The organism is Amycolatopsis sp. lyj-112 (assembly GCF_046549055.1).
Taxonomy (GTDB): Bacteria; Actinomycetota; Actinomycetes; order Mycobacteriales; family Pseudonocardiaceae; genus Amycolatopsis.
The window spans coordinates 40,828-60,501 of the sequence record NZ_JAJPWS010000026.1; the positions used below are offsets into that span (position 1 = coordinate 40,828).

22 protein-coding genes are annotated in these 19,674 nt (G+C 68.2%); 16 read left to right on the forward strand and 6 right to left on the reverse strand.

The window, feature by feature from the left end; translation table 11 throughout:
• Positions 1-88 precede the first annotated feature (88 nt).
• The gene (locus ACLJRL_RS40555; RefSeq protein ID WP_410661731.1) at positions 89-943 is read left to right on the forward strand and encodes a FliA/WhiG family RNA polymerase sigma factor; all 855 of its coding nucleotides are present in this window, start codon (positions 89-91) and stop codon (positions 941-943) included.
• 9 nt (positions 944-952) lie between these two features.
• Here ACLJRL_RS40555 and ACLJRL_RS40560 read toward each other — a convergent pair whose 3' ends face one another.
• Positions 953-1,489: a murein hydrolase activator EnvC family protein gene (locus ACLJRL_RS40560; RefSeq protein ID WP_410661732.1), complete on the reverse strand. Its 537-nt coding sequence runs from the start codon at positions 1,487-1,489 to the stop codon at positions 953-955.
• Positions 1,490-1,866: 377 nt separating this feature from the next.
• Between ACLJRL_RS40560 and rpsB the strand changes: the two genes are divergently transcribed.
• The 6 genes from rpsB (at position 1,867) to ACLJRL_RS40590 (ending at position 7,646) form a co-directional block, all read left to right on the forward strand.
• Positions 1,867-2,769 (forward strand): 30S ribosomal protein S2, encoded by a 903-nt coding sequence (gene rpsB, locus ACLJRL_RS40565; protein ID WP_410661733.1) that lies wholly within the window; start codon positions 1,867-1,869, stop codon positions 2,767-2,769.
• 90 nt (positions 2,770-2,859) lie between these two features.
• Positions 2,860-3,684: a translation elongation factor Ts gene (gene tsf, locus ACLJRL_RS40570; protein WP_410661734.1), complete on the forward strand. Its 825-nt coding sequence runs from the start codon at positions 2,860-2,862 to the stop codon at positions 3,682-3,684.
• A 93-nt stretch (positions 3,685-3,777) separates the two neighbouring features.
• A complete protein-coding gene (pyrH, locus tag ACLJRL_RS40575; protein WP_005154669.1) occupies positions 3,778-4,521 on the forward strand; it encodes a UMP kinase in 744 nt (247 codons plus the stop codon).
• Between the two features lie 51 nt (positions 4,522-4,572).
• Complete coding sequence (frr, locus tag ACLJRL_RS40580) at positions 4,573-5,130, forward strand: ribosome recycling factor (protein WP_410661735.1); 558 nt, start codon at positions 4,573-4,575, stop codon at positions 5,128-5,130.
• Positions 5,130-6,044, forward strand: a complete 915-nt coding sequence (locus ACLJRL_RS40585; protein WP_410661736.1) for a phosphatidate cytidylyltransferase — start codon at positions 5,130-5,132, stop codon at positions 6,042-6,044. Before frr ends, ACLJRL_RS40585 begins: the two co-directional genes overlap by 1 nt.
• A 69-nt stretch (positions 6,045-6,113) precedes the next feature.
• On the forward strand, positions 6,114-7,646 hold the full coding sequence (locus tag ACLJRL_RS40590; RefSeq protein WP_410661737.1) for a carboxylesterase/lipase family protein: 1,533 nt from the start codon (positions 6,114-6,116) through the stop codon (positions 7,644-7,646).
• A gap of 65 nt (positions 7,647-7,711) precedes the next feature.
• Here ACLJRL_RS40590 and ACLJRL_RS40595 read toward each other — a convergent pair whose 3' ends face one another.
• Positions 7,712-8,557 carry a VOC family protein gene (locus ACLJRL_RS40595; protein ID WP_410661738.1) on the reverse strand — a complete coding sequence of 282 codons (846 nt, stop codon included), beginning with the start codon at positions 8,555-8,557 and terminating at the stop codon, positions 7,712-7,714.
• A gap of 115 nt (positions 8,558-8,672) precedes the next feature.
• Here ACLJRL_RS40595 and ACLJRL_RS40600 point away from each other — a divergent pair, with 115 nt between their 5' ends.
• Complete coding sequence (locus ACLJRL_RS40600; protein ID WP_410661739.1) at positions 8,673-9,527, forward strand: class I SAM-dependent methyltransferase; 855 nt, start codon at positions 8,673-8,675, stop codon at positions 9,525-9,527.
• Here the strand turns inward: ACLJRL_RS40600 and ACLJRL_RS40605 are convergent.
• Positions 9,458-10,096, reverse strand: a complete 639-nt coding sequence (locus ACLJRL_RS40605) for a PadR family transcriptional regulator (RefSeq protein WP_410661740.1) — start codon at positions 10,094-10,096, stop codon at positions 9,458-9,460. The two genes, ACLJRL_RS40600 and ACLJRL_RS40605, sit on opposite strands and share 70 nt — an antisense overlap.
• 150 nt (positions 10,097-10,246) lie before the next feature.
• On the opposite strand from ACLJRL_RS40605, the gene rlmN reads away from it, so the two are divergent.
• Entirely contained in the window at positions 10,247-11,353 is a 1,107-nt protein-coding gene (rlmN, locus tag ACLJRL_RS40610; RefSeq protein WP_410661741.1) for a 23S rRNA (adenine(2503)-C(2))-methyltransferase RlmN, read from the forward strand.
• Positions 11,354-11,385: 32 nt separating this feature from the next.
• A complete protein-coding gene (locus tag ACLJRL_RS40615) occupies positions 11,386-11,658 on the forward strand; it encodes a hypothetical protein (protein WP_410661742.1) in 273 nt (90 codons plus the stop codon).
• On the opposite strand, the gene ACLJRL_RS40620 is transcribed toward ACLJRL_RS40615, so the two are convergent.
• Positions 11,648-12,133 (reverse strand): hypothetical protein, encoded by a 486-nt coding sequence (locus tag ACLJRL_RS40620; RefSeq protein WP_410661743.1) that lies wholly within the window; start codon positions 12,131-12,133, stop codon positions 11,648-11,650. The two genes, ACLJRL_RS40615 and ACLJRL_RS40620, sit on opposite strands and share 11 nt — an antisense overlap.
• A gap of 125 nt (positions 12,134-12,258) precedes the next feature.
• On the opposite strand from ACLJRL_RS40620, the gene ACLJRL_RS40625 reads away from it, so the two are divergent.
• From ACLJRL_RS40625 to ACLJRL_RS40645, 5 genes are read left to right on the forward strand one after another with little or no spacing between them, the layout of a single operon-like run.
• Entirely contained in the window at positions 12,259-13,908 is a 1,650-nt protein-coding gene (locus ACLJRL_RS40625) for a fatty acyl-AMP ligase (protein ID WP_410661744.1), read from the forward strand.
• Entirely contained in the window at positions 13,901-14,164 is a 264-nt protein-coding gene (locus ACLJRL_RS40630) for an acyl carrier protein (RefSeq protein ID WP_410661745.1), read from the forward strand. The genes ACLJRL_RS40625 and ACLJRL_RS40630 overlap by 8 nt, the downstream gene beginning before the upstream one ends.
• Before the next feature lie 4 nt (positions 14,165-14,168).
• Entirely contained in the window at positions 14,169-14,480 is a 312-nt protein-coding gene (locus ACLJRL_RS40635) for a hypothetical protein (RefSeq protein ID WP_410661746.1), read from the forward strand.
• Positions 14,480-17,506 carry a WXG100 family type VII secretion target gene (locus tag ACLJRL_RS40640; protein WP_410661747.1) on the forward strand — a complete coding sequence of 1,009 codons (3,027 nt, stop codon included), beginning with the start codon at positions 14,480-14,482 and terminating at the stop codon, positions 17,504-17,506. The genes ACLJRL_RS40635 and ACLJRL_RS40640 overlap by 1 nt, the downstream gene beginning before the upstream one ends.
• A 20-nt stretch (positions 17,507-17,526) precedes the next feature.
• Positions 17,527-17,940: a hypothetical protein gene (locus ACLJRL_RS40645; RefSeq protein ID WP_410661748.1), complete on the forward strand. Its 414-nt coding sequence runs from the start codon at positions 17,527-17,529 to the stop codon at positions 17,938-17,940.
• Here the strand turns inward: ACLJRL_RS40645 and ACLJRL_RS40650 are convergent.
• Positions 17,918-18,832: an isocitrate/isopropylmalate family dehydrogenase gene (locus ACLJRL_RS40650; protein WP_410661749.1), complete on the reverse strand. Its 915-nt coding sequence runs from the start codon at positions 18,830-18,832 to the stop codon at positions 17,918-17,920. The genes ACLJRL_RS40645 and ACLJRL_RS40650 overlap by 23 nt on opposite strands.
• On the opposite strand from ACLJRL_RS40650, the gene ACLJRL_RS40655 reads away from it, so the two are divergent.
• Positions 18,815-18,973, forward strand: coding sequence for a hypothetical protein (locus ACLJRL_RS40655; protein WP_410661750.1), 159 nt, complete (start codon positions 18,815-18,817; stop codon positions 18,971-18,973). The genes ACLJRL_RS40650 and ACLJRL_RS40655 overlap by 18 nt on opposite strands.
• A 9-nt stretch (positions 18,974-18,982) precedes the next feature.
• On the opposite strand, the gene ACLJRL_RS40660 is transcribed toward ACLJRL_RS40655, so the two are convergent.
• Positions 18,983-19,387 (reverse strand): hypothetical protein, encoded by a 405-nt coding sequence (locus tag ACLJRL_RS40660; RefSeq protein WP_410661751.1) that lies wholly within the window; start codon positions 19,385-19,387, stop codon positions 18,983-18,985.
• Positions 19,388-19,674 lie beyond the last annotated feature (287 nt).

The window sequence follows — 19,674 nt, forward strand, 5'->3', positions numbered from 1 at the left end:
GGGGACCCGGTGGCACGCACCGGCGGCGCACGCGCATCCGCACGAGCACGGAGACCATCCTGAGTCGCATGCTGAGAACGGCGGTCCGGTGACCGCCGAACCACATGTCACCGAATCCGCCGGGAAGCACCGTCCCGGCGGGGACGGTCCTGCCGTCGAGCCCGAAGCGCGGACGGGCTACCAGGTGGACGCCGGGATCCAGTTGCTGTGGCGGCAGTTCACCGAGTCACCGGACCAGGTCCTGCGCGACCGGCTCGTGCTGCACTACGCCCCGCTGGTCAAATACGTCGCCGGCCGGGTCGGCACCGGCCTGCCGACCCACGTCGACGTCGGCGACCTGATCCAGTCCGGGATCTTCGGCCTGGTCGACGCGATCGAGAAGTTCGAGCCCGCGCGCGGCCTGCGGTTCGAGACCTACGCGATGCAGCGGATCCGGGGCGCGATCCTCGACGACCTCCGCTCGCAGGACTGGGTGCCCCGGGCGGTGCGCAGCAAGGCCCGCGAGGCCGAGCGCGCGCTGGAACGCCTCGGTGCCCGGCTGAACCGCACCCCGACCGACTCCGAACTGGCGGCCGAGCTCGAGATCGGCGTCGACGACCTGCGCGAGTTCTACGGCCAGCTGCAGCTCACCAGCGTCATCGCGCTGGAAGACCTGGTGGCCGCGGGCAAGGACAGCGGTTCGCTCGTCGACACCCTGCCCGACGACGGCGCCGTCGACCCGGTGGCCGTCCTGGTCGACCAGGACAACCGCCGTCAGCTGGCGCAGGCGATCGCGCAGCTCACCGAACGCGACCGGATCGTGGTCGGCCTCTACTACTTCGAAAGCCTGACCCTCGCCGAGATCGGCAAGGTCCTCGGCGTCACCGAGTCCCGCGTCAGCCAGTTGCACACCCGCGCCGTCATGCGCCTGCGCGCGAAACTGGTCGAGCAGCCCGGTTCCTAGGCGCTGCGCCTAGAGGCCTTCCCAGGGTTTGAGGCGGATCTCGGACGGTTCGCCGATCAGCGAGAGCGGATCGACGTACTCCTCCCCGCGCCGGACGCCGAAATGCAGGCACGCCGGCTCGGGGCAACCCGGATGTCTCGCCACCAGCGTCCCGAGCACCTGGCCCCGGTGCACCTGATCACCCGCGGTGACGGCCGGCGCCACGGGTTGGTAGGTGGTGCGCAGGCCTCCGTCGTGGTCGATCGAGATCACCCCGCGCCCGGCCACCTGACCGGCGAACATCACCACCCCCTCGGCGGCCGCCAGCACGTTCGCGCCCGGTGCGGCGGCGAGGTCGATGCCCCGGTGGCCGGGACCGTAGGGCGTCGCCGGTGGTTCGAAATACCTGGTGACGTCGGGTGCTGGTGAGACCGGCCAAGAGAGCCGTCCCTGCGGCAGGGGAGCCCCTCCGGCCGTCCCCGGGGTGGCCGACGAGGCCACGATCGCGAGGACGGCCGCGAGGATCGCGACCCTGGTGACAGGGCGGGAACAGGTCGTCATGGTCATGTGTTCCAGCCTCGGCGCCCGGCGTGGCGAGCGGGGCGCGCCGACGGAATCTGTGGATAACCGAGCGGCTTGTGGACAACCGCTCTCATCAGGGGCTGCCGGTGGGATAGGCGATCACGACAGGGAGTAGACTCTTTTGCGCGGTCCGCTTTGGCGGACTGACTTCGCGTGCACGTGCGCGCTCCTGCTGGCCGATCTCCTCACGGAGGGTCAGGACAAGCGGGAGTACACGGTCCGGCGGTCCTGGAACTTCGCTCCCGGGTCCGGGCTTTGAGCACCTGCACCAGGGCGATCGGCCACCCGGCCGAAAGCGAAAACCGAGCAAGCGCGACCGGCCGAGCCGGGCGCGCACGACACAGAAGAGGTTGATTCCGGCAATGGCCGTCGTCACCATGAAGCAGCTGCTCGACAGCGGTGTGCACTTCGGACACCAGACTCGTCGGTGGAACCCGAAGATGAAGCGCTACATCTTCACCGAGCGCAATGGCATCTACATCATCGACCTGCAGCAGACGCTGACCTACATCGACCGTGCGTTCGAGTTCATCAAGGAAACCGTCGCGCACGGCGGCACCATCATGTTCGTCGGTACGAAGAAGCAGGCTCAGGAAGCCATCGCGGCGGAAGCCTCCCGCGTGGGCATGCCCTACGTGAACCAGCGCTGGCTGGGCGGCATGCTGACCAACTTCCAGACCGTGCACAAGCGTCTCCTCCGCCTCAAGGAGCTCGAGTCGCAGGAGCAGACCGGTGGGTTCGCCGGCCTCAACAAGCGTGAGATCCTGACGCTGACCCGCGAGAAGGACAAGCTCGAGAAGACCCTCGGCGGTATCCGCGACATGGCCAAGGTGCCGAGCATCGTGTGGATCGTCGACACGAAGAAGGAGCACATCGCCGTCGGCGAGGCTCGCAAGCTGAACATCCCGGTCGTCGCGATCCTCGACACCAACTGCGACCCGGACGAGGTCGACTACCCGATTCCGGGTAACGACGACGCCATCCGTTCGGCCGCGCTGCTGACCAAGGTGGTGGCCGAGGCCGCCGCCGCCGGTCTGATGGCCCGCTCCAGCCGCAACGGTGCCTCCGCCGACACCAAGCCCGAGCCGGGCGTGGCGGCGGACGAGCCGCTGGCCGAGTGGGAGAAGGAGCTGCTCGCCGGCTCCGAGACCGCCGCCGCGGACGCCAAGGAAGCCGTTGTCGCGACCGAGGCCGCCACGGAGCAGGCCGCCGAGCCCGCCGCCGAGAAGGCCGCGGAGCCCGAGCAGGCCACCGCCTCCTCCTGATCCACCCGCTCGTGGGGCCGCCGGACGGCGGCCCCACGAGTACCTCTTTCCCAAGACTTTCTCGTACCTGAAAAGGACGGACAACGCACGATGGCGAATTACACCGCCGCAGATGTGAAGCGCCTCCGCGAACTGACCGGCGCCGGCATGATGAACTGCAAGAAGGCGCTGGAGGAGAACGACGGCGACTTCGACAAGGCCGTCGAGTTCCTGCGCATCAAGGGCGCCAAGGACGTCGGTAAGCGCGCCGAGCGCGCCACCGCCGAGGGCCTCGTCGCCGGTGAAGGCGGCGTGCTGATCGAGCTCGACTCCGAGACCGACTTCGTCGCGAAGAACGAGGACTTCCAGAGCCTCGCCGCGAAGATCGTCGAGGTCGCGAAGGCCGAGAAGACCAACGATGTCGAGAAGCTGAAGGCCGCCTCGCTCGACGGCAAGACCGTCCAGGAGAACGTCCTGGAGCTGGCCGTGCGTATCGGCGAGAAGCTCGAGCTTCGCCGCGTCGCCGCCTTCGAGGGCACCACCGCCACCTACCTGCACCGTCGCGGTGCGGACCTGCCGCCCGCCGTCGGCGTGCTCATCGAGTACACCGGTGAGGGCGACGCCGCCGCGGAGGCCGCTCGTGGCGCCGCCATGCAGGTCGCCGCGCTCAAGGCCAAGTACCTCACGCGTGACGAGGTGCCCGCCGAGATCGTCGAGAACGAGCGCACCATCGCGGAGAAGACCGCTCGTGAAGAGGGCAAGCCCGAGCAGGCCCTCACGAAGATCATCGAGGGCAAGGTCAACGCTTACTACAAGGACACCGTCCTGCTCGAGCAGCCTTCGGTCAAGGACAACAAGAAGACCGTCAAGGCCCTGCTCGACGAGGCAGGCGTGACCGTGAGCCGGTTCTCCCGGTTCGAGGTCGGCCAAGCCTGATCCAGGCGCGGAACGCAAGAAGTCAGTACTGTGCCCCGTCTCCGTCCAACGGGGACGGGGCACAGTCGGGTCCAGAGCATTAGGGAGGGCGACATGGGTGTCCGGGTCGAGGGCGGATACCGCCGGGTGCTGCTGAAGCTGGGCGGTGAAATGTTCGGCGGCGGTTCCATCGGGGTTGATCCGGATGTGGTGCACTCGGTCGCCCAGCAGATCGCCGACGTGGCGCGGACCGGTGTCCAGATCGCCGTCGTCATCGGCGGTGGCAACTACTTCCGCGGCGCGGAACTTTCGCAGCGCGGCATGGACCGCGACCGCGCGGACTACATGGCGATGCTCGGCACCGTGATGAACTGCCTGGCGCTGCAGGACTTCCTGGAGAAGGAAGGGCTGCCCACGCGCGTCCAGACCGCCATCACGATGGGCCAGGTCGCCGAGCCGTACATCCCGCGCCGTGCCGAGCGGCACCTGGAGAAGGGCCGCGTCGTCATCTTCGGCGCCGGGGTCGGCATGCCGTACTTCTCCACGGACACCGCGGCCGCGCAGCGCGCGCTCGAACTCGGCTGCGAAGCCGTGCTGATGGCGAAGGCCGTCGACGGCGTCTACACAGCGGACCCGAAGAGCGACCCGACCGCCGAGATGTTCCACGAGATCAGCCACCGTGAGGTGCTGGAGCGGGACCTCAAGGTCGCCGACGCCACGGCGTTCAGCCTCTGCATGGACAACAACATGCCGATCATCGTGTTCAATCTCCTCACCGAGGGGAACATCGCCCGCGCGGTCAGTGGTGAGAGGATCGGCACCCTGGTCGACACCCCCGCCGACGGGGTACCCGCGTAGTCCTGCTCTGATCTTCGCAACCGGTACGAATACACAACAACGGGAGTTGCCGTGATCGACGAGACCCTCCTCGATGCCGAGGAGAAGATGGAAAAAGCGGTGTCCGTCGCCAAGGAGGATCTGTCGTCGGTGCGCACCGGCCGGGCCCACCCGGGGATGTTCTCGCGCATTGTCGTCGACTACTACGGCGCGCCGACCCCGCTGAACCAGCTGGCGGGCGTCAACGTGCCCGAGGCTCGGATGGCGTTGATCAAGCCTTACGACCAGACCTCGCTCAACGCCATCGAGAAGGCGATCCGCGAGTCGGACCTCGGCGTCAACCCGAGCAACGACGGCAACGTGATCCGCATCGTCATCCCGCAGCTCACCGAAGAGCGCCGCAAGGAGATGGTGAAGGTCGCCAAGGGCAAAGGTGAGGACGCCCGCGTCTCGATCCGCAGCGTCCGCCGCAAGGCCAAGGAAGAGCTGGACCGCATCAAGAAGGACGGCGAGGCCGGCGAGGACGAGGTCGTCCACGCCGAGAAGGAACTCCAGAACCTCACCGACTCGTACACCCACAAGGTCGACGAGCTGGTGAAACACAAGGAAGCCGAGTTGCTCGAGGTCTGATGAGCCAGGTGAGCGAGGAACGCGAGGACCGGGTGGACGCCCCGGAACCGGTTCCGGCAGCGATGCCGGAACCAGAAACGGTGCCGGAACCGGCACAGAAGGTTTCCCGTGCCGGCCGCAATCTGCCCGCCGCGATCGGGGTCGCATTGCTGCTGGGGGCGGCGATCGTCACGTCCCTGCTCACCGTGCGCTATCTGTTCATCGGCATCATCGCGATCGCCATCGCGGTCGGCACGATCGAGCTGGCCGGGGCGCTGAAGCGCGCGGCCGGTATCCGGATCGCGCTGGTCCCGGTGCTCGTCGGTGGCCAGGCGATGATCTGGCTCGCCTGGCCGTTCGGCCGTGAAGGCGCGCTGACGGCGTTCGTGCTGACGGTGCTGGTCTGCCTGTTGTGGCGGCTGCCCGGCGGCGCCGACGGTTACCTGCGTGACATCAGCGCGTCCGTCTTCGCCGCCGCGTACCTCCCGCTCTTCGGCGCTTTCGCCGCGATGCTCGTCCCGCCCGCGGACGGTGTCGGCCGGGTGCTGGCGTTCATGATCGGTGTCGTCGCCTCGGACACCGGCGGCTACATCGCCGGTGTGCTGGGCGGCAAGCATCCGATGGCGCCCAGCATCAGCCCGAAGAAGACCTGGGAAGGGTTCGCCGGTTCGCTGGTGGCCGGCGTGGTCGCCGGTGCGCTGACGCTGAGCCTGCTGCTCGACGGGCACGCCTGGCAGGGGGTGCTGTTCGGGGCGGCGATCGTCTGCACCGCGACGCTGGGTGACCTCGTCGAGTCGCTGATCAAACGGGACCTCGGCGTCAAGGACATGGGGAACATGCTGCCCGGGCACGGCGGCCTGATGGACCGGCTCGACTCGCTGCTCCCGTCGGCCGTCGTCTCCTGGCTCCTGCTGTCGGCGTTCATCCCCCTCTGACCACTTTTGTGAAACTCCTGTGACAGGCCGGGGCGACTAGGCCAAGGTCGAAGTATGCGGACTCAAAGGATGAGTAAGCGACTTCTGACCCTGGCCCTGAGCGTCTTGACGCTCGGTGCCCTGACGACAGCCGTGGCGGAGGCGGGCGAAAGCCCGGTCGTCCGCACGGATTCCGGACCCGTTCGCGGGGTGATCACCAGCGAATACCGGAGTTTCCAAGGCATTCCGTTCGCCGCTCCGCCGGTCGGTGATCTGCGGTGGCGGCCGCCTCGGAGACCTGCGCCGTGGACCGCGGTGCGGGACGCGACCAAGCCCGGCCCTCGCTGCGCACAGGCCGCAGGGCTCGGTTCGGCTCCGAGTGACACCGAGGATTGCCTCTATCTCAACGTGATCGGCCCGGCCCGGCCGGCGCACAAGCCGCGTCCGGTGATGGTCTGGGTGCACGGCGGCGGTTTCACCGGCGGTGCCGGCAGCGACTACGACCTGAAGCGTCTCGCCCTCGGCGGCGACGTCGTCGTGGTGAGCGTGAACTACCGCCTGGGGGCGTTCGGCTTCTTCGGGCACCCCGAACTCGGCCGCGATTCCGGTGCCTTCGGGCTCGAAGACCAGCAGGCCGCCCTTCGCTGGGTGCAGCGCAACGCACGCGCGTTCGGCGGGGATCCCCGCAACGTCACGTTGTTCGGCGAGTCCGCGGGCGGGATGAGCACCTGCGCGCAGCTGACCTCGCCGTCGGCGGCGGGGCTGTTCCACCGCGCGATCATCCAGAGCGGCCCGTGCACCTTGAGCTGGCCTGACGGCGGGTTCTTCCCCGGTGTGCCCGCGGGGACGCCCTACCGCCCCCGCGCGGACGTCGAGAAGGACGGGGCCGCGGCGGCGGCGAAGCTGGGTTGTGCCGATGTCGCCTGCCTTCGGCGGCTCCCGGTGAAGGACCTGGTTAACGAGCAACTCGCGTCGCCCGCGTTCGACACCGCCGTGCTGCCGGAGGACCCGGCGGCCGCGTTGCGGGCGGGGCGGTTCACGCGCGTTCCCGTGCTGACCGGGGTCACCAGGGACGAGGCGAGACTGTTCGTCGCCTTGTTCCCGGGCCACCCGTTCACCGAGGAGCACTACCAGGAGCTGCTGCGGAGCGGCTTCGGGGACAAGGCGCCGCTCGTCGCCGCCGAGTACCCGTCGGCGAAACACGGCGGCCCGGCGATGGCGTTCGCGGACGCCATGACCGACCGGATCTGGGGCTGTCCCGAGGTCGAGGCCCAGAAATTGCTGAGCGCGCGAACCCGGACCTTCGGTTACGAGTTCGCCGATCGGGACGCTCCCGCGCTTTTCCCGCCGCCGGCCGGAATGCGATCAGGCGCTTCTCATGGGTCTGAATTGGCTTATTTGTCCGACTTGGTCGGTGTTCCCGTCGAATTGAAACCCGCGCAGCAAAAGCTCGCGGCGCAAATGATCCAGTATTGGACCCGGTTCGCGCGGACCGGTAATCCGAACGCCGAGGGCCTGCCGAAGTGGCACTCCACGCCGAAGGTGCAGTCGCTCGCACCCGGCAAGATCGCCCCGGTCGACCTCGCGGCCGTGCACAAGTGCGGTTTCTGGGCCGGTCTCTGACGAAAGAGCCGGGGTGATGCAGCCCGCATCACCCCGGCTCGATCGGCTCAGCCGTCTCAGCCGTCTCAGTCGTCGTAGGGATCGTCGACTTCAGCGCGTCCCCAGCCTTCGATGGCACGGGAGTGGTCGATGACGGCGAACACCGAACCGTCCGGGTCGGCGAGGATCGCCATCCGGCCGTACGGGGTGTCGTACGGCTGCACCACGACGGTCCCGCCGAGCATCAAGGCCTGTCCCGCCGCGGCGTCCGCGCCCCGCGCCGGATCCAGTTCGATGTAGACCATCCAGTGCGGGGGAGTGTCCGGCCGGTATTCCGTGCCCATCTGGTACCGGTACAGCACCGGTTCGTGCTCGATGAGCCATTCGGCGTAGTCGAGCGAGACGCCGTCGCCGATCTGGTGGCTCGTGTAGTTGAAGAGGCGGCAGTAGAAGTGATCCGCCGCCGGACCGTCATGGGTGTTGAGATCCGCGCCGCTGAAGGTGTTGGGCACGCCGGTGGCGAACTCCCAGGTAGCGGGCGGTTCCCAGAACACGACGTGCGCGCCGCACGCGTCGACGGCGTGGACGATGTTGCCGCGCTGGGGAATCGCCACCGGCCCGAGGGTGACCCGGCCACCGAGACTCTCGACCCATTCGGCGGCCGCGGCCGCCTGGGAGACGGAGAGGTGGATGCTCCATCCGGTGGGCCCGTTCGCGCCCGCGCGGTACATGCCCCCTGCCGCGGCACCGTTCAAGGTCGCGATCGAATAGCGGCCGGTCGGCGTCGCCGGATCACGCAGGACGGCGTACTCCCAGTCGAAAAGCCCGCTGTAGAAGGCTTGTGTGGCCGCTTCATCTCTGCAGGCGAGTTCGATCCAGCACGGGATTCCCGAAGGTATGACGGAAGTGGGGGCGGCCGAGCCAAGCGACATGCGGTTCTCCCTTACCTGTGGGAGTAAAGTCTAGTCGCTATCTGCATTGTTTCCGTTAAAGATTCGGCCCGGATGAGGCTGGAACCCGGCCTGGCATCGCATCGTTGGAGTATCCGTGCGCTGGTTTCCCCGAGCTGTCTCCTCCTTCCGCGATGGCGGCAAGGACGTCCTGCCGAGTCCGAACATCTGGTACTACCAAAAGGCTTATGAGGTCGAGAATCGCGCGCAGGACGTCGACGACGAGATCTGGCGTGTACTCGGTGAGCACCGCGACTGGGCCGGTGCCGACGTGCTCGACATCGGCTGTGGTGACGGTTTCCATTTGCCGCGCTTCGCCGCGACGGCGCGATCGGTGCTCGGGGTGGAACCCCATGAGCCGCTGGTCCGGGACGCGCGGCGGCGGATCGACGGGCTGCCGAACGTCGAGGTGCGGCAAGGCCGTGCGCAGCGGCTTCCGGTGCCGGACGCGGCTTTCGACGTCGTCCACGCGCGGACCGCGTACTTCTTCGGCCCTGGTTGCGAGCCCGGTCTTCGCGAGGCTGAGCGGGTGCTCAGACCCGGCGGGACGCTGATGATCGTCGATCTCGATGTCGCGAGTGAGCCCTACGGTCGCTGGATGCGGCAGGATCTGCCGGATTACGACCCGCCCGGCGTCGAGAAGTTCTTCGCCCGCCAGGGGTTCGGCTGTCGCAACGTGATGACGCGCTGGCTGTTCGAGAACGCCGCGGCGATGGAAGCGGTGCTGAAGATCGAGTTCAGCGCTCCGGTCTCGGCGAAGGCGATCGCGGAGGTCGGGCGTCTCAACGAGATTTCTTCAAACGCGGAGGAGAAGCCGGTGACGCTGCCGGTGGGCTATCGCGTGCATACCCGCGTCAAGCCCACCGGCCTCGTCGTGCCAGGTCACTCCGTGTCCTCGGGGGACGCCTCGTCCGGAGCGGTGCCGTCCTCGGTCTCGCCGAGGATGCCGTAGATCGTCCGGCGTGCCTCGTTGAGCACGTCGACGGTGCGAGCCTGCTGGGTCTCACTGCCGGCGTGCATCACCTGGGCGACCGCCGCGGCCAGCGTCGCGGCCGCCTTGCGCAGGTTCACCTCGACCGGGTCGACGTCGTGGGCGATGTGCTCCCACGGCGGTACGGCGTCCTGCTGCTCGGCCGCGGCGCGGCCGGTTTCGGTGAGTTCGAACAGCTTCTTGCCGCTCTCGTCCTTGCTGATCACCAGGCCTTCGTCGGCCAGCATCTGCAGCGTCGGGTAGACCGAGCCGGGGCTCGGCTTCCAGAAGCCGCCGCTGCGCTCGCCGATCTCGCGGATGATCTCGTAACCGTGCCTCGGCTGCTCGGAAAGCAGCGCGAGGATCGCGGCGCGGACGTCACCGCGCTTGCCGCGGCGCCCACCGGGGCCACCACGACGGCCGCCGCGGTGCCGGTGGCCGGGTCCGCCCGGGCCACCGAAGCCCGGAGGCATTTCGCCGAAGCCGCCGCGAGCCCAGGGCCCGAAGGCGGGTCGGCCGTGTTCTGGAGGGAAGGGTCGTCGTCCTCGCATGATGTAAATCCTTTCGCGTAATGTTTCGACACGTTCACGATATATCGGAAACAGTCGGAAGGCAACCTGCTCTCGGAGACGTGACCTGGGGAACAGTGATCCGGGGCGGCGCGGGCGGCACGGAAGTGGACATGGGAGACTAGTTGAGCTATGACTGCCCTCCCTCTCGTCTTCGACGCGCCCAAGCGCGGCCTCCCGCCGCGCCATCTCGCCGACCTCACCGCCGCCGAGCGGGCCGAGGCCGTCGCCGAGCTGGGTGAGAAGCCGTTCCGCGCGAAGCAGCTGTCGAACCACTACTTCTCGCGGCTCACGGTCGACCCGGGGGAGATGACGGACATCCCGGCGGCGTCGCGCGAGAAGCTGGTCGGCGATCTGATGCCGACGCTGCTCACCGAGATCAAGGCTCTCGCCTGCGACGACGGCTCCACGCGCAAGACCTTGTGGCGCGCGCACGACGGCACGCTGCTGGAGAGCGTGCTGATGCGCTACCCGGACCGCGCGACCCTCTGCATCTCGAGCCAGGCCGGCTGCGGCATGGCGTGCCCGTTCTGCGCGACCGGCCAGGGCGGCCTCGACCGGAACCTCTCGACGGCGGAGATCGTCGACCAGGTCCGCTCGGCCGCCGCCGTGATGCGCGACGGCGGCATGGCCGGTGGCCCCGGCCGCCTGTCGAACATCGTCTTCATGGGCATGGGCGAGCCGCTGGCGAACTACAAGCGGGTGGTGGCGGCGGTGCGGCGGATCACGGATCCGGCGCCTGAAGGTCTGGGGATTTCGCAGCGTTCGGTGACGGTGTCGACGGTGGGTCTCGCGCCCGCGATTCGTAAGCTGGCGGACGAGAAGATGCAGGTTCGCCTCGCGGTTTCGTTGCACACGCCCGACGATGAGCTGCGGGACACGCTGGTGCCGGTGAACGAGCGTTGGTCGGTGGACGAGGTTCTGTCCGCTGCCCGGTATTACGCGGATACGTCCGGTCGGCGGGTGTCCATCGAGTACGCGTTGATCCGGGATATCAATGATCAGCCTTGGCGTGCGGAGCTGCTCGCGAAGGTGCTGCGTAAGCACCTGGGGCATCTGGTGCACGTGAACGTGATCCCGTTGAACCCGACGCCGGGTTCGAAGTGGGACGCGTCGCCGAAGCCGGTCGAGCGCGAGTTCGTCCGGCTGGTCAACGCCGGTGGTGTGGCCTGCACGGTGCGGGACACCCGCGGCCAGGAAATCGCCGCGGCCTGCGGTCAGCTCGCCGCCGAGAACTGAGTTTTCGTTCCAGTGATGGAGATTTTGTCGTGATGTATGCCCCCAGCCTGCTGGATCCGGCTGCGGAGGAGCTGAAGCTCGCGGACGTCGTCGGTCGCGGTGCGACCGAGATGGCGCGCGAGGCTCGGACGCTGCTCGGTGATCGCTTCAGCTCGGTGACGTTCATGTATGTGCTGATGCGGGCGTTCGAGGTGGAGTACACGGCGGCGTGTGATGCTTCGCGGTGGCACGAGTTCCACGGCGGACCCCGTGCGTTGTCGGACGCCGATCTCGAGGCGTTGCTCGCCCCCTGGCTCAACCGCTGACCATCGGCCTGTCCGGCTGAGAGGGCTGTCCGTCGGACTTCATGCCCGCCGCGAACGCCGCCACGGTCGCCGTCAGAACGCCGAAAGCGGAAGCCAGGAACACGGCGACGCCGTTGCTCTTCTCGAATCCGAAGATGAAAGCCAAGTGGGCACCGACATCCGCGCCCCTCATCAGCGGCGAGAGGAAGGTCGCCGCGGTGAAAAAGGCGCCGAGGAAGCACAACGTCCAGGCGCCCCCGATCTTGCGTGCGAACGTGAACCCCGCCGCGACCAGCAGGAACAAAGCGGAGAGAACGCTGCCCACGACGTTCACCCACTCGAGACCTGTCCAGTGTTCTCTCGAACTGGCGACCTCGATGTTGTAGAGCGCGAACCAGACGTGCATTCCGGCGGCGATCACGGCGAGGACGCCGGCGATCGGCGACGCCACGGCGTGGGCCTTCGGACGCCGGTAGAGCGGATTGTGCGTTCGCATCCAGATTCCTCGCATAGTCGGCGGCGAAGCCGAGAGTAAAAGGCTTCGATGAAATTCTGGTGAAACGCCTCCGGGCGGACACCTGGTTCACGTCGAGCGGGCACCGTTCCAGTAGGTTGCCGGGCATGACCGCGTCGCCGGTGGATGTTCCGGAGCAGGTGCTGCGCACCTCGATCGTCGAGCGGTTGTTCGCTCGCGCGGACGACCCACGCCCGCTGTTCACCTATCAGGACTTCGGCGCCGGTGCGGAAAAAACCGTCACCTGGACGGAATTCGTCTCACGGGTGCGGGAGGTCACGGGGACACTGCGCCGGGTCGCGCGGCCGGGTGACCGCGTCGCCGTGCTCGTCGGCCAGGACCTGAACTACCCGCTCGCGTTCTTCGGGGCACTCGCCGCCGGCCTGGTGGCCGTGCCGTTGATGTCGTCGGGTAACCCGACCCAGCGAGGCAGGCTCGCCGGAGTGCTGGAGGACTGCGGCGCGCGGGTCTGGCTGACGTCCTCGGCCGCCGCCGCGAAGACGCGCGAAGCCGGGACGCCCGAACATCTCGTCGTGGTCGACGAGCTTTCCGGGCCGGGCGCCGACCCGGTTCCGGTCAGCCCCGAGGACCCCGCCTACCTGCAGTACACCTCCGGGTCGACGCGGGAGCCCGCCGGCGCGGTGATCCCGCATCGGGCGGTCGCCGCGGCCTGCTGGCAGGCGAGTCAGGCCTACGCCGTCGACGAGGGCACGACCTGTGCCGGCTGGATCCCGTTCTTCCACGACATGGGCCTCATCCAGCTTCTGTGCCTGCCGGTCTTCGCCGGCGGACGATCGGTCTTCATGGCGCCCGCCGAATTCGTGCGCCGGCCCGCGAGGTGGCTGCGCCAGCTCTCGGACCATCCCGCCGTGTTCACCGCCGCGCCGAATTTCGCGTTCGACCTGGCCGCCGACGCCGCGGGAGAGGCCGGAGACGACCTGGACCTCTCCGACGTGCGCGTCGCGCTCAACGGCAGCGAGCCGGTGCGGCCGGCCACGATCGCGCGGTTCCAGGAGGTCTTCGGCCCGCGGGGGTTCCGGCCCGAAGCCCACCGCCCGTCGTACGGTCTGGCCGAGGCGACCGTGTACGTCGCGAGCGCGGGCGCGGAGGGACCGCGGGGCGCGGCGTTCGACCGGGAAGCCCTCGCGCAGGGCCGCGCGATCGAGGTGCCGGACGGCCAGGAACTCGTGTCGGTCGGCCGTCCCCTCGGGCAGCGGGTCCGGATCGTCCGCGACGGCGTCGCGCTGCCCGAAGGTCTCGTCGGTGAGATCTGGCTCCACGGCCCGAACGTCGCGGCCGGTTACTGGGGCCGCGGCGACGCGACCGTGTTCGGCGCCGAGCTCGACGGCGTCCGCGGCTGGCTGCGCACCGGCGACCTCGGCGTGTTCCACCGCGGCGACCTCTACATCACCGGCAGGCTCAAGGACCTCATCGTCATCGACGGCCGCAACTTCCATCCGCAGGACATCGAACTGGCGGCGGGTGAAGCGCATCCCGCGATACGCCGGGATCGGGTCGCGGCCTTCGGAATTTCGGACGAGACGGGCGAAGGGGCAATGGTGGCCGTCGAATGGGCAGACAACGGCGGAACCGATGCCAAAGACGTCACGAGAGCGGTACTGCGTGCCGTGTCACGGGAATTCGAACTCACCTTGAGATCGGTGCGTCTTGTGCCGCCAGGGGAACTTCCACGCACCTCTAGTGGCAAGGTCGCCCGGTCCGTCGCGAAATCACGTTATAGTCGGCCTCGTGGATGATCACCACGCAGCGGTCGCGAAGGTCGTCAGCGAAACATTCATGCTGGACCTCGCCGGCATCGAGCCCGACGCACCTCTCGAGGAGCTGGGTATCGACTCCAAGGGACGGATAAAACTCCTGTCCGCGCTGGAGATCTACCACGACGTGAGAATTGATCTGGACGAGCTCGACCGGTTCACCGACGTCGCGTCGGTGGCCGAAGTACTCGCCGAGGCACTCGGCGGTAAGTCCGACGGATCCGACGAGAGGCGCTGAACAAATGAGCGGGGGCTTTACCGCCGAGACCGAGGCGCTTTCATCGGCGTCGAAGAACATCGGAAAGCTGACGGAACAGTTGTTGGAGGACAACCCTGATCTGTCGAGCACACCGGTGAACGCGGCCGGATTCGGCCAGGCGCACGGCGATCATTCCAAGAAGTACACCGACGGCGTGGCGGCGTTGTGGGCCTCCGTCAACGGCTATAGCACCACCCTCGGCACTTTCGGCACCAATCTCGGTACCGCGGGCACCGCCTATGGCACCAACGAGGACGAGCAGCAGGACAAGATCACCAAGACGGGGATGCGCTAGTGGCCGCCACCTGGACCGACGTCAAAGCCGTCCTCGACGACCCGAGCGTGCCGGCCAAGCAGAAGACCCAGCTCATCAGCACCTGGATGCGGACCCATCCGGCGCCGCCGCCGTGGGCGGAGCAGGAGCCGGAGGAGATCAAGCAGAAGCGCAAGGAAGCCGAGAAGTACGCGGAGTCCTACAACGCCCTGCCGTTCCTGGCCTCCGACGATCTCGACAGCGTCTACAAGGGCGCGAAGGATGCCGGAGATCAGGCGAGCTTCAACCAGCGCGAAGAGTCGAAGGCCGTCAAGGACGGCAACAAGAAGCTGGACGAGTCGAAGGCGCCCAGCGCGGAGGGCGCCGGGACCAAGACGTCGGACGAGCTGTTCGACGCCGCCGCGCCGTCGCTGAAGGTGTTCCAGACCTTCGGTTCGCTGCTGGCGAAGCTCCCGGAGGACTGCCGGGGGAACACCCGCGCGCTCGACTTCGACAAGGACATCAAGAAGCCGTTCGACGAGCAGCGTGGCATCAGCTTCAAGAACTTCGTCGACGACGCCGCCCACTTCAAGACCGGCTCGACGACGGTCGACCGGACCATGCAGGACACCGGCACCGAGTTGAACGGCCTGTACGGGACCTGGACCGGCAAGGCCGCGGACGCCTCGTCGGACAACTACAACGAGAAGATCCAGCCCAAGGCCAAGAAACTCGCGGAGACGCTGAACAACGCGAGTGAAGCGACGCTGAGCACCACCACCGCGGTCTTCGACCTGTGCAAGGGCAAGGCCGACGCGATCGTCGACATGTACAAAGAGGTGGTCGGCAAGGCCGACTATCCGATGGCGCAGAAGGTCATCGCCATCGCCGCCGGGGAGAAGAGCGGCAAAGAGGATCTCGGCGAGATCGCCGGCTGGATGGACGTCAACTTCGGCTCCAATCTGGTCCAGTCCCTGAACAACGACGGCTGCTGCGACGACGACGAGTTCAAGAAGGCGGGCCAGAACCTCGCCAAGCAGTGGATCCAGCGGCAGTTCGTCCCGGAGATGTGGGACACGCTCTACGAGGGATTCGCCAAGACCTGCAAGGAAACCAAGGACTTCGTCAATCAGGCTTACGACGAACTCGACAAGGTGATGGGCAAGGTCAAGAACGAGTTCGAAGGCGCCGACAAGCCTGGTGACACGGGCGGAACCGGCGGGACTGGCGGCGGACCCGGTGCCGGTGGACCCGGCGCTCCGGACTTCACCGGTGGTTCCGGTGGCGGTCCTGGCGGTGGTTCCGGTGATGGATCCGGCAGTGGTTCGGGCGGTGGCTCCGGCAGCGGCTCCGGTACCGGTGGTGGCTCGGGCTCCGGCAGTGGCTCGGGTTCCGGTGGCGGCTCGGGATCAGGCTCGGGATCAGGCTCGGGATCAGGCAGTGGCTCGGGCTCGGGTGGATCAGGCAGTGGCTCGGGTACCGGTGGCGGTGGCACCGATCCGGCCGGAAAGCCTCCGCCTCCGCCGATCCCGGACGTGTCCATTCCCGACGGTGGTGGGTCCGGCGGGGGAACCGGTTCGGGCGGCTCCGGCTCCGGTTCGGGTGGTCCCGGCTCCGGGGCGGACGCGGACAAGGGCGGCACTTCGCCTTCGGGCTCGGCCCCGCCGCCTCCGCTGTCGTCGTCGGGAGGCGACGAGCAGAAAGCGGCGGCCGAAGCCGCGAAGAAGCAGGCAGCCGAGGCGGGCGAGGCCGCGAAGAAGCAGGCCTCCGAAGCACTGGGCAAGCTGGGCGACGGTCCCGCCGGCGGCGGACTCGGCGGCTCGAGTGGCTCCGGACCGGGTGGCTCCGGCACCGGCGGTGGTTCCGGTGGTGGCACCGGCGGCAGCACGGACGCCGCCGCCGAAGCCAAAGCGGCGGCCGAGAAGGCCACTGAAGACGCGAAGAAGCAGGCTTCCGAGGCACTCGGCAAGCTCGGTGACGCCCCTGGCGGCGGTTCGGAAGGCACGGAGTCCAAAGAGGCGGCCGAGAAGGCCAAGGAAGAGGCGAAGAAGCAGGCCTCCGACGCGTTGGACAAGATCGGCGGTGAAGACGGCGACAAGCTGGCCGGCGACAAACCCGGTGACAAACCGGGCGAGGACGGCGACAAGTCCGAAGACGGCGAACGCGACGTCCTCAAGGTCAAACAGGGCGACAAGACCTTCGAGATGTCCGAGCCGGACAAGGACGGCGAGATGGACATCAAGGTCGGCGAGGGTTCCGGCCCGTCCAAGGACTTCAAGCTCGACTGGACCGCCGACGGGGAGAAGTCCGAGCTGGGCTCCGCTCCCGGGTCTGAAGACGGGAAGCCGGACAAGGACGGTGTCCACCGCCCCGGCGCGGACGGCAAGATCCACATCCAGGACGGCGATCTGAAGATCACCGCCGAACGGCCTGACGGCCCGGACGGCAAGACGGTCGTCACCGTCGACGACGGCACCGGGAAGCCGACCACCTACACCCTCGGTGAGGAAGACGCCCCCAAGGACGACAAGGGCGACAAAGACAACAAGGACAAGGCGGCTCATCCGGTCACGCCTCTCACCGGGACGGTCCAGCCCGACTCCCGTCCGGGTCTCACCCCGCACCTCGGTGGTGGGGACGGCGGCGGTGAGGGCGCCGGCGGCGGTAGCCACGGTGGTGGCTCCGGCGGCGGTGGTGGCGGTGGCATCGGCGGCGGAGGTTCGGCGACTCCGGCTCCCTTCGAGGTCGCCTCGGCGACCGGGCAGCCGTCGTTGTCCGAAGGCATGAACACCGGCGCCGGGACACATCAGCAGCAACCCGCGGCTTCGGCCTCTCCGGCGGCCTCGATGGGCGGAACGTCCGGTCAGTCGCTCGGCGGTGGCGCGATGCCGCCGATGGGCGGCATGGGCGGCGGTGGCGCGGGCGGCGCGAGCGGCGGCGATCAGGAGCGCGCCAACCGGGCGTACCGGATCGAGGGCGAGGTCTTCGATCAGCTCAACGAGCCCACCGGCCGGATCACCGGTTCACTGCTGGACGACGAGGAGCCGTCGGTCATCCGCAAGCGGTGACCACGGTCAGGGGAGAACGCATGAGCGCCGATGACACCGCCGGCATGAAGGCGACCTTGGACGGCCTTGTCCGGGAGCAGGCGGAGCGCCGTGCCCTGCGGGACAAGCGGGGCGAGGAGCTCAAGGCCGCCGGCCAGGAGCAGATGACCAAGCAGGTCCACACCGCCCAGCGCTACGTCGAGCACCGCCGGGAACTGGGCGAGCGCAAGACGAAGTCCGGCTGGAGCACCGACCGGTCGCACGCGGAACCGGGGAACGCCTCGGCGTTCGACGACCCGGCGGGCACGGCCGCGCCGTCCGCACCGGAGCCGTTCGCTCCGGAATCACCCGCCCGCCCGGCGCGAGGGGAAGCACCTCGGCGTGCCCCTCGTCGTCGCGCGGCGGAGACGGACGACGAGGACGACGCCTTCCTCAACAACCGCTGGGCCGAGTGACCCGGTCCAGCACCGCGCGCGTGTAAGCCGCGGTGTCGGCGGTCCCGCCGAGGTCGGCCGTGCTGATGCCGTCCGCCAGCGCGCCGAAGGCGGCGGCGAGCAGTTCCGCGCTCGCTTCGGGGTGCCCCAAGTGGTCGAGCATCAGCGCCGCCGACCAGAGGGCGCCCAGGGGATTCGCCTTGCCCTGTCCCGCGATGTCGGGTGCGGAGCCGTGCACCGGCTCGAACATCGACGGGAATTCCCGCTCGGGATTGAGGTTCGCGGCCGGGGCGACGCCGATGCTCCCGGCCACCGCGGCGGCCAGGTCGCTGAGGATGTCACCGAAGAGGTTCGAGCCGACGATCACGTCGAACCGCTCCGGTGCGAGCACGAGCTTGGCGGCGAGAGCGTCGATGTGCTCCTTTTCGGTGCGCACGCCCGGGTGCCGCTGCGCCACCTTTTCCACCAGTTCGTCCCAGAACGGCATCGTGTGCACGACGCCCTTGCGCGTGAAAACCGCTTCCTGCACCGCGAGTTCGTCCTCGGTACCCCGGCCGAGCCGCCCGCCGATCTCGGAGTATTCGCCCTCGACGTTCTCCCGCACCACGACGAGGTCGACGTCTCCGGCGCCGGCGTTGCGCAGCGGGCTGGGCACGCCGTCGAGCACTTTGACCGGACGCAGGTTGACGTACTGCCGGAAGCCGCGCCGGAGGGGGATCAGTAATCCCCACAGCGAAACGTGGTCCGGCACACCGGGCCAGCCGACCGCGCCCAGCAGTACCGCGTCGTGCCGCCGGATCCGGTCCAGGCCGTCGGCCGGCATCATCGCGCCCTCGGACAGGTAGCGCTCGCAGGACCAGTCGAAGGAGTCGTCGCCCTCGCCGCCTGTTCGGGGGTGCTGTTCCTGCCTCACGTCAGCAGCAACTTCTTCTGGATGTTCCAGTCCTTGCTGGGGTTGAGCACCCGGGGGACGTTCAAGACCCACACCGTCGCCATGACGCTGGCTTCGGTGATCTCACTTCCGATCGTGCTGCTGCTGGACTTCGTCGTCTGACGCCGGTGGTCAGATGACCCGGAGCCGGAACATCGACAGAGGGAACCCGCTTTCGGTCAGGCTGCTGGTGTGGTGTCCGCCGTCGGCGTTGATGAAGGTCAACGCCGTGATGTGGATATGGGAAAGAAAGGCACCCTCGACGGGGGCAGTGCCGCCGTCGAGGGCGATTTGCCTGGACAGCTCTCGTGCCAGGTACTGAGCGAGGCTGTTGTGACGACCGATGCCGGCGCCGCCGATCTCGACACCCAATGCCCGACCGACTTCGGGATGCTGGGCGTCCAGCCCGATCGCCAGTTGGTAGGCCGTGACATACGGGCGTCCGAGATGGTGGCCCTCCGGTTGCGTGGCGGGTACGTCACCCAGCACTTCGCAGACTTTGCGCATGATTTCGAGGCGCTGCCACAAACTCGTCACGGACAACCTTCCGACGCTCCGGCAAGACGTCGGAAAGTCGCCTTCGGCAGCCATGTCGTTACGGCGGCCATGGAGTATTTCGCATGCCGAGGGGCCCGTCGCCGGTGTGGCTGGCGGGCTCCTCGGGTCATGCGGGAGTCAGATGAGGGCGCGGTGGAGTGTGTTGGTGTGTCACGAGCATGGATGGGAGTTGCTTTGTAGGTAACACTTCCGGAAGTGGGGCTGCGTGGACGATGAAGGTTGGCCCTTCGGGGCCGCTCTGCGGGGAGTGGCTTCAAACCGCCCAC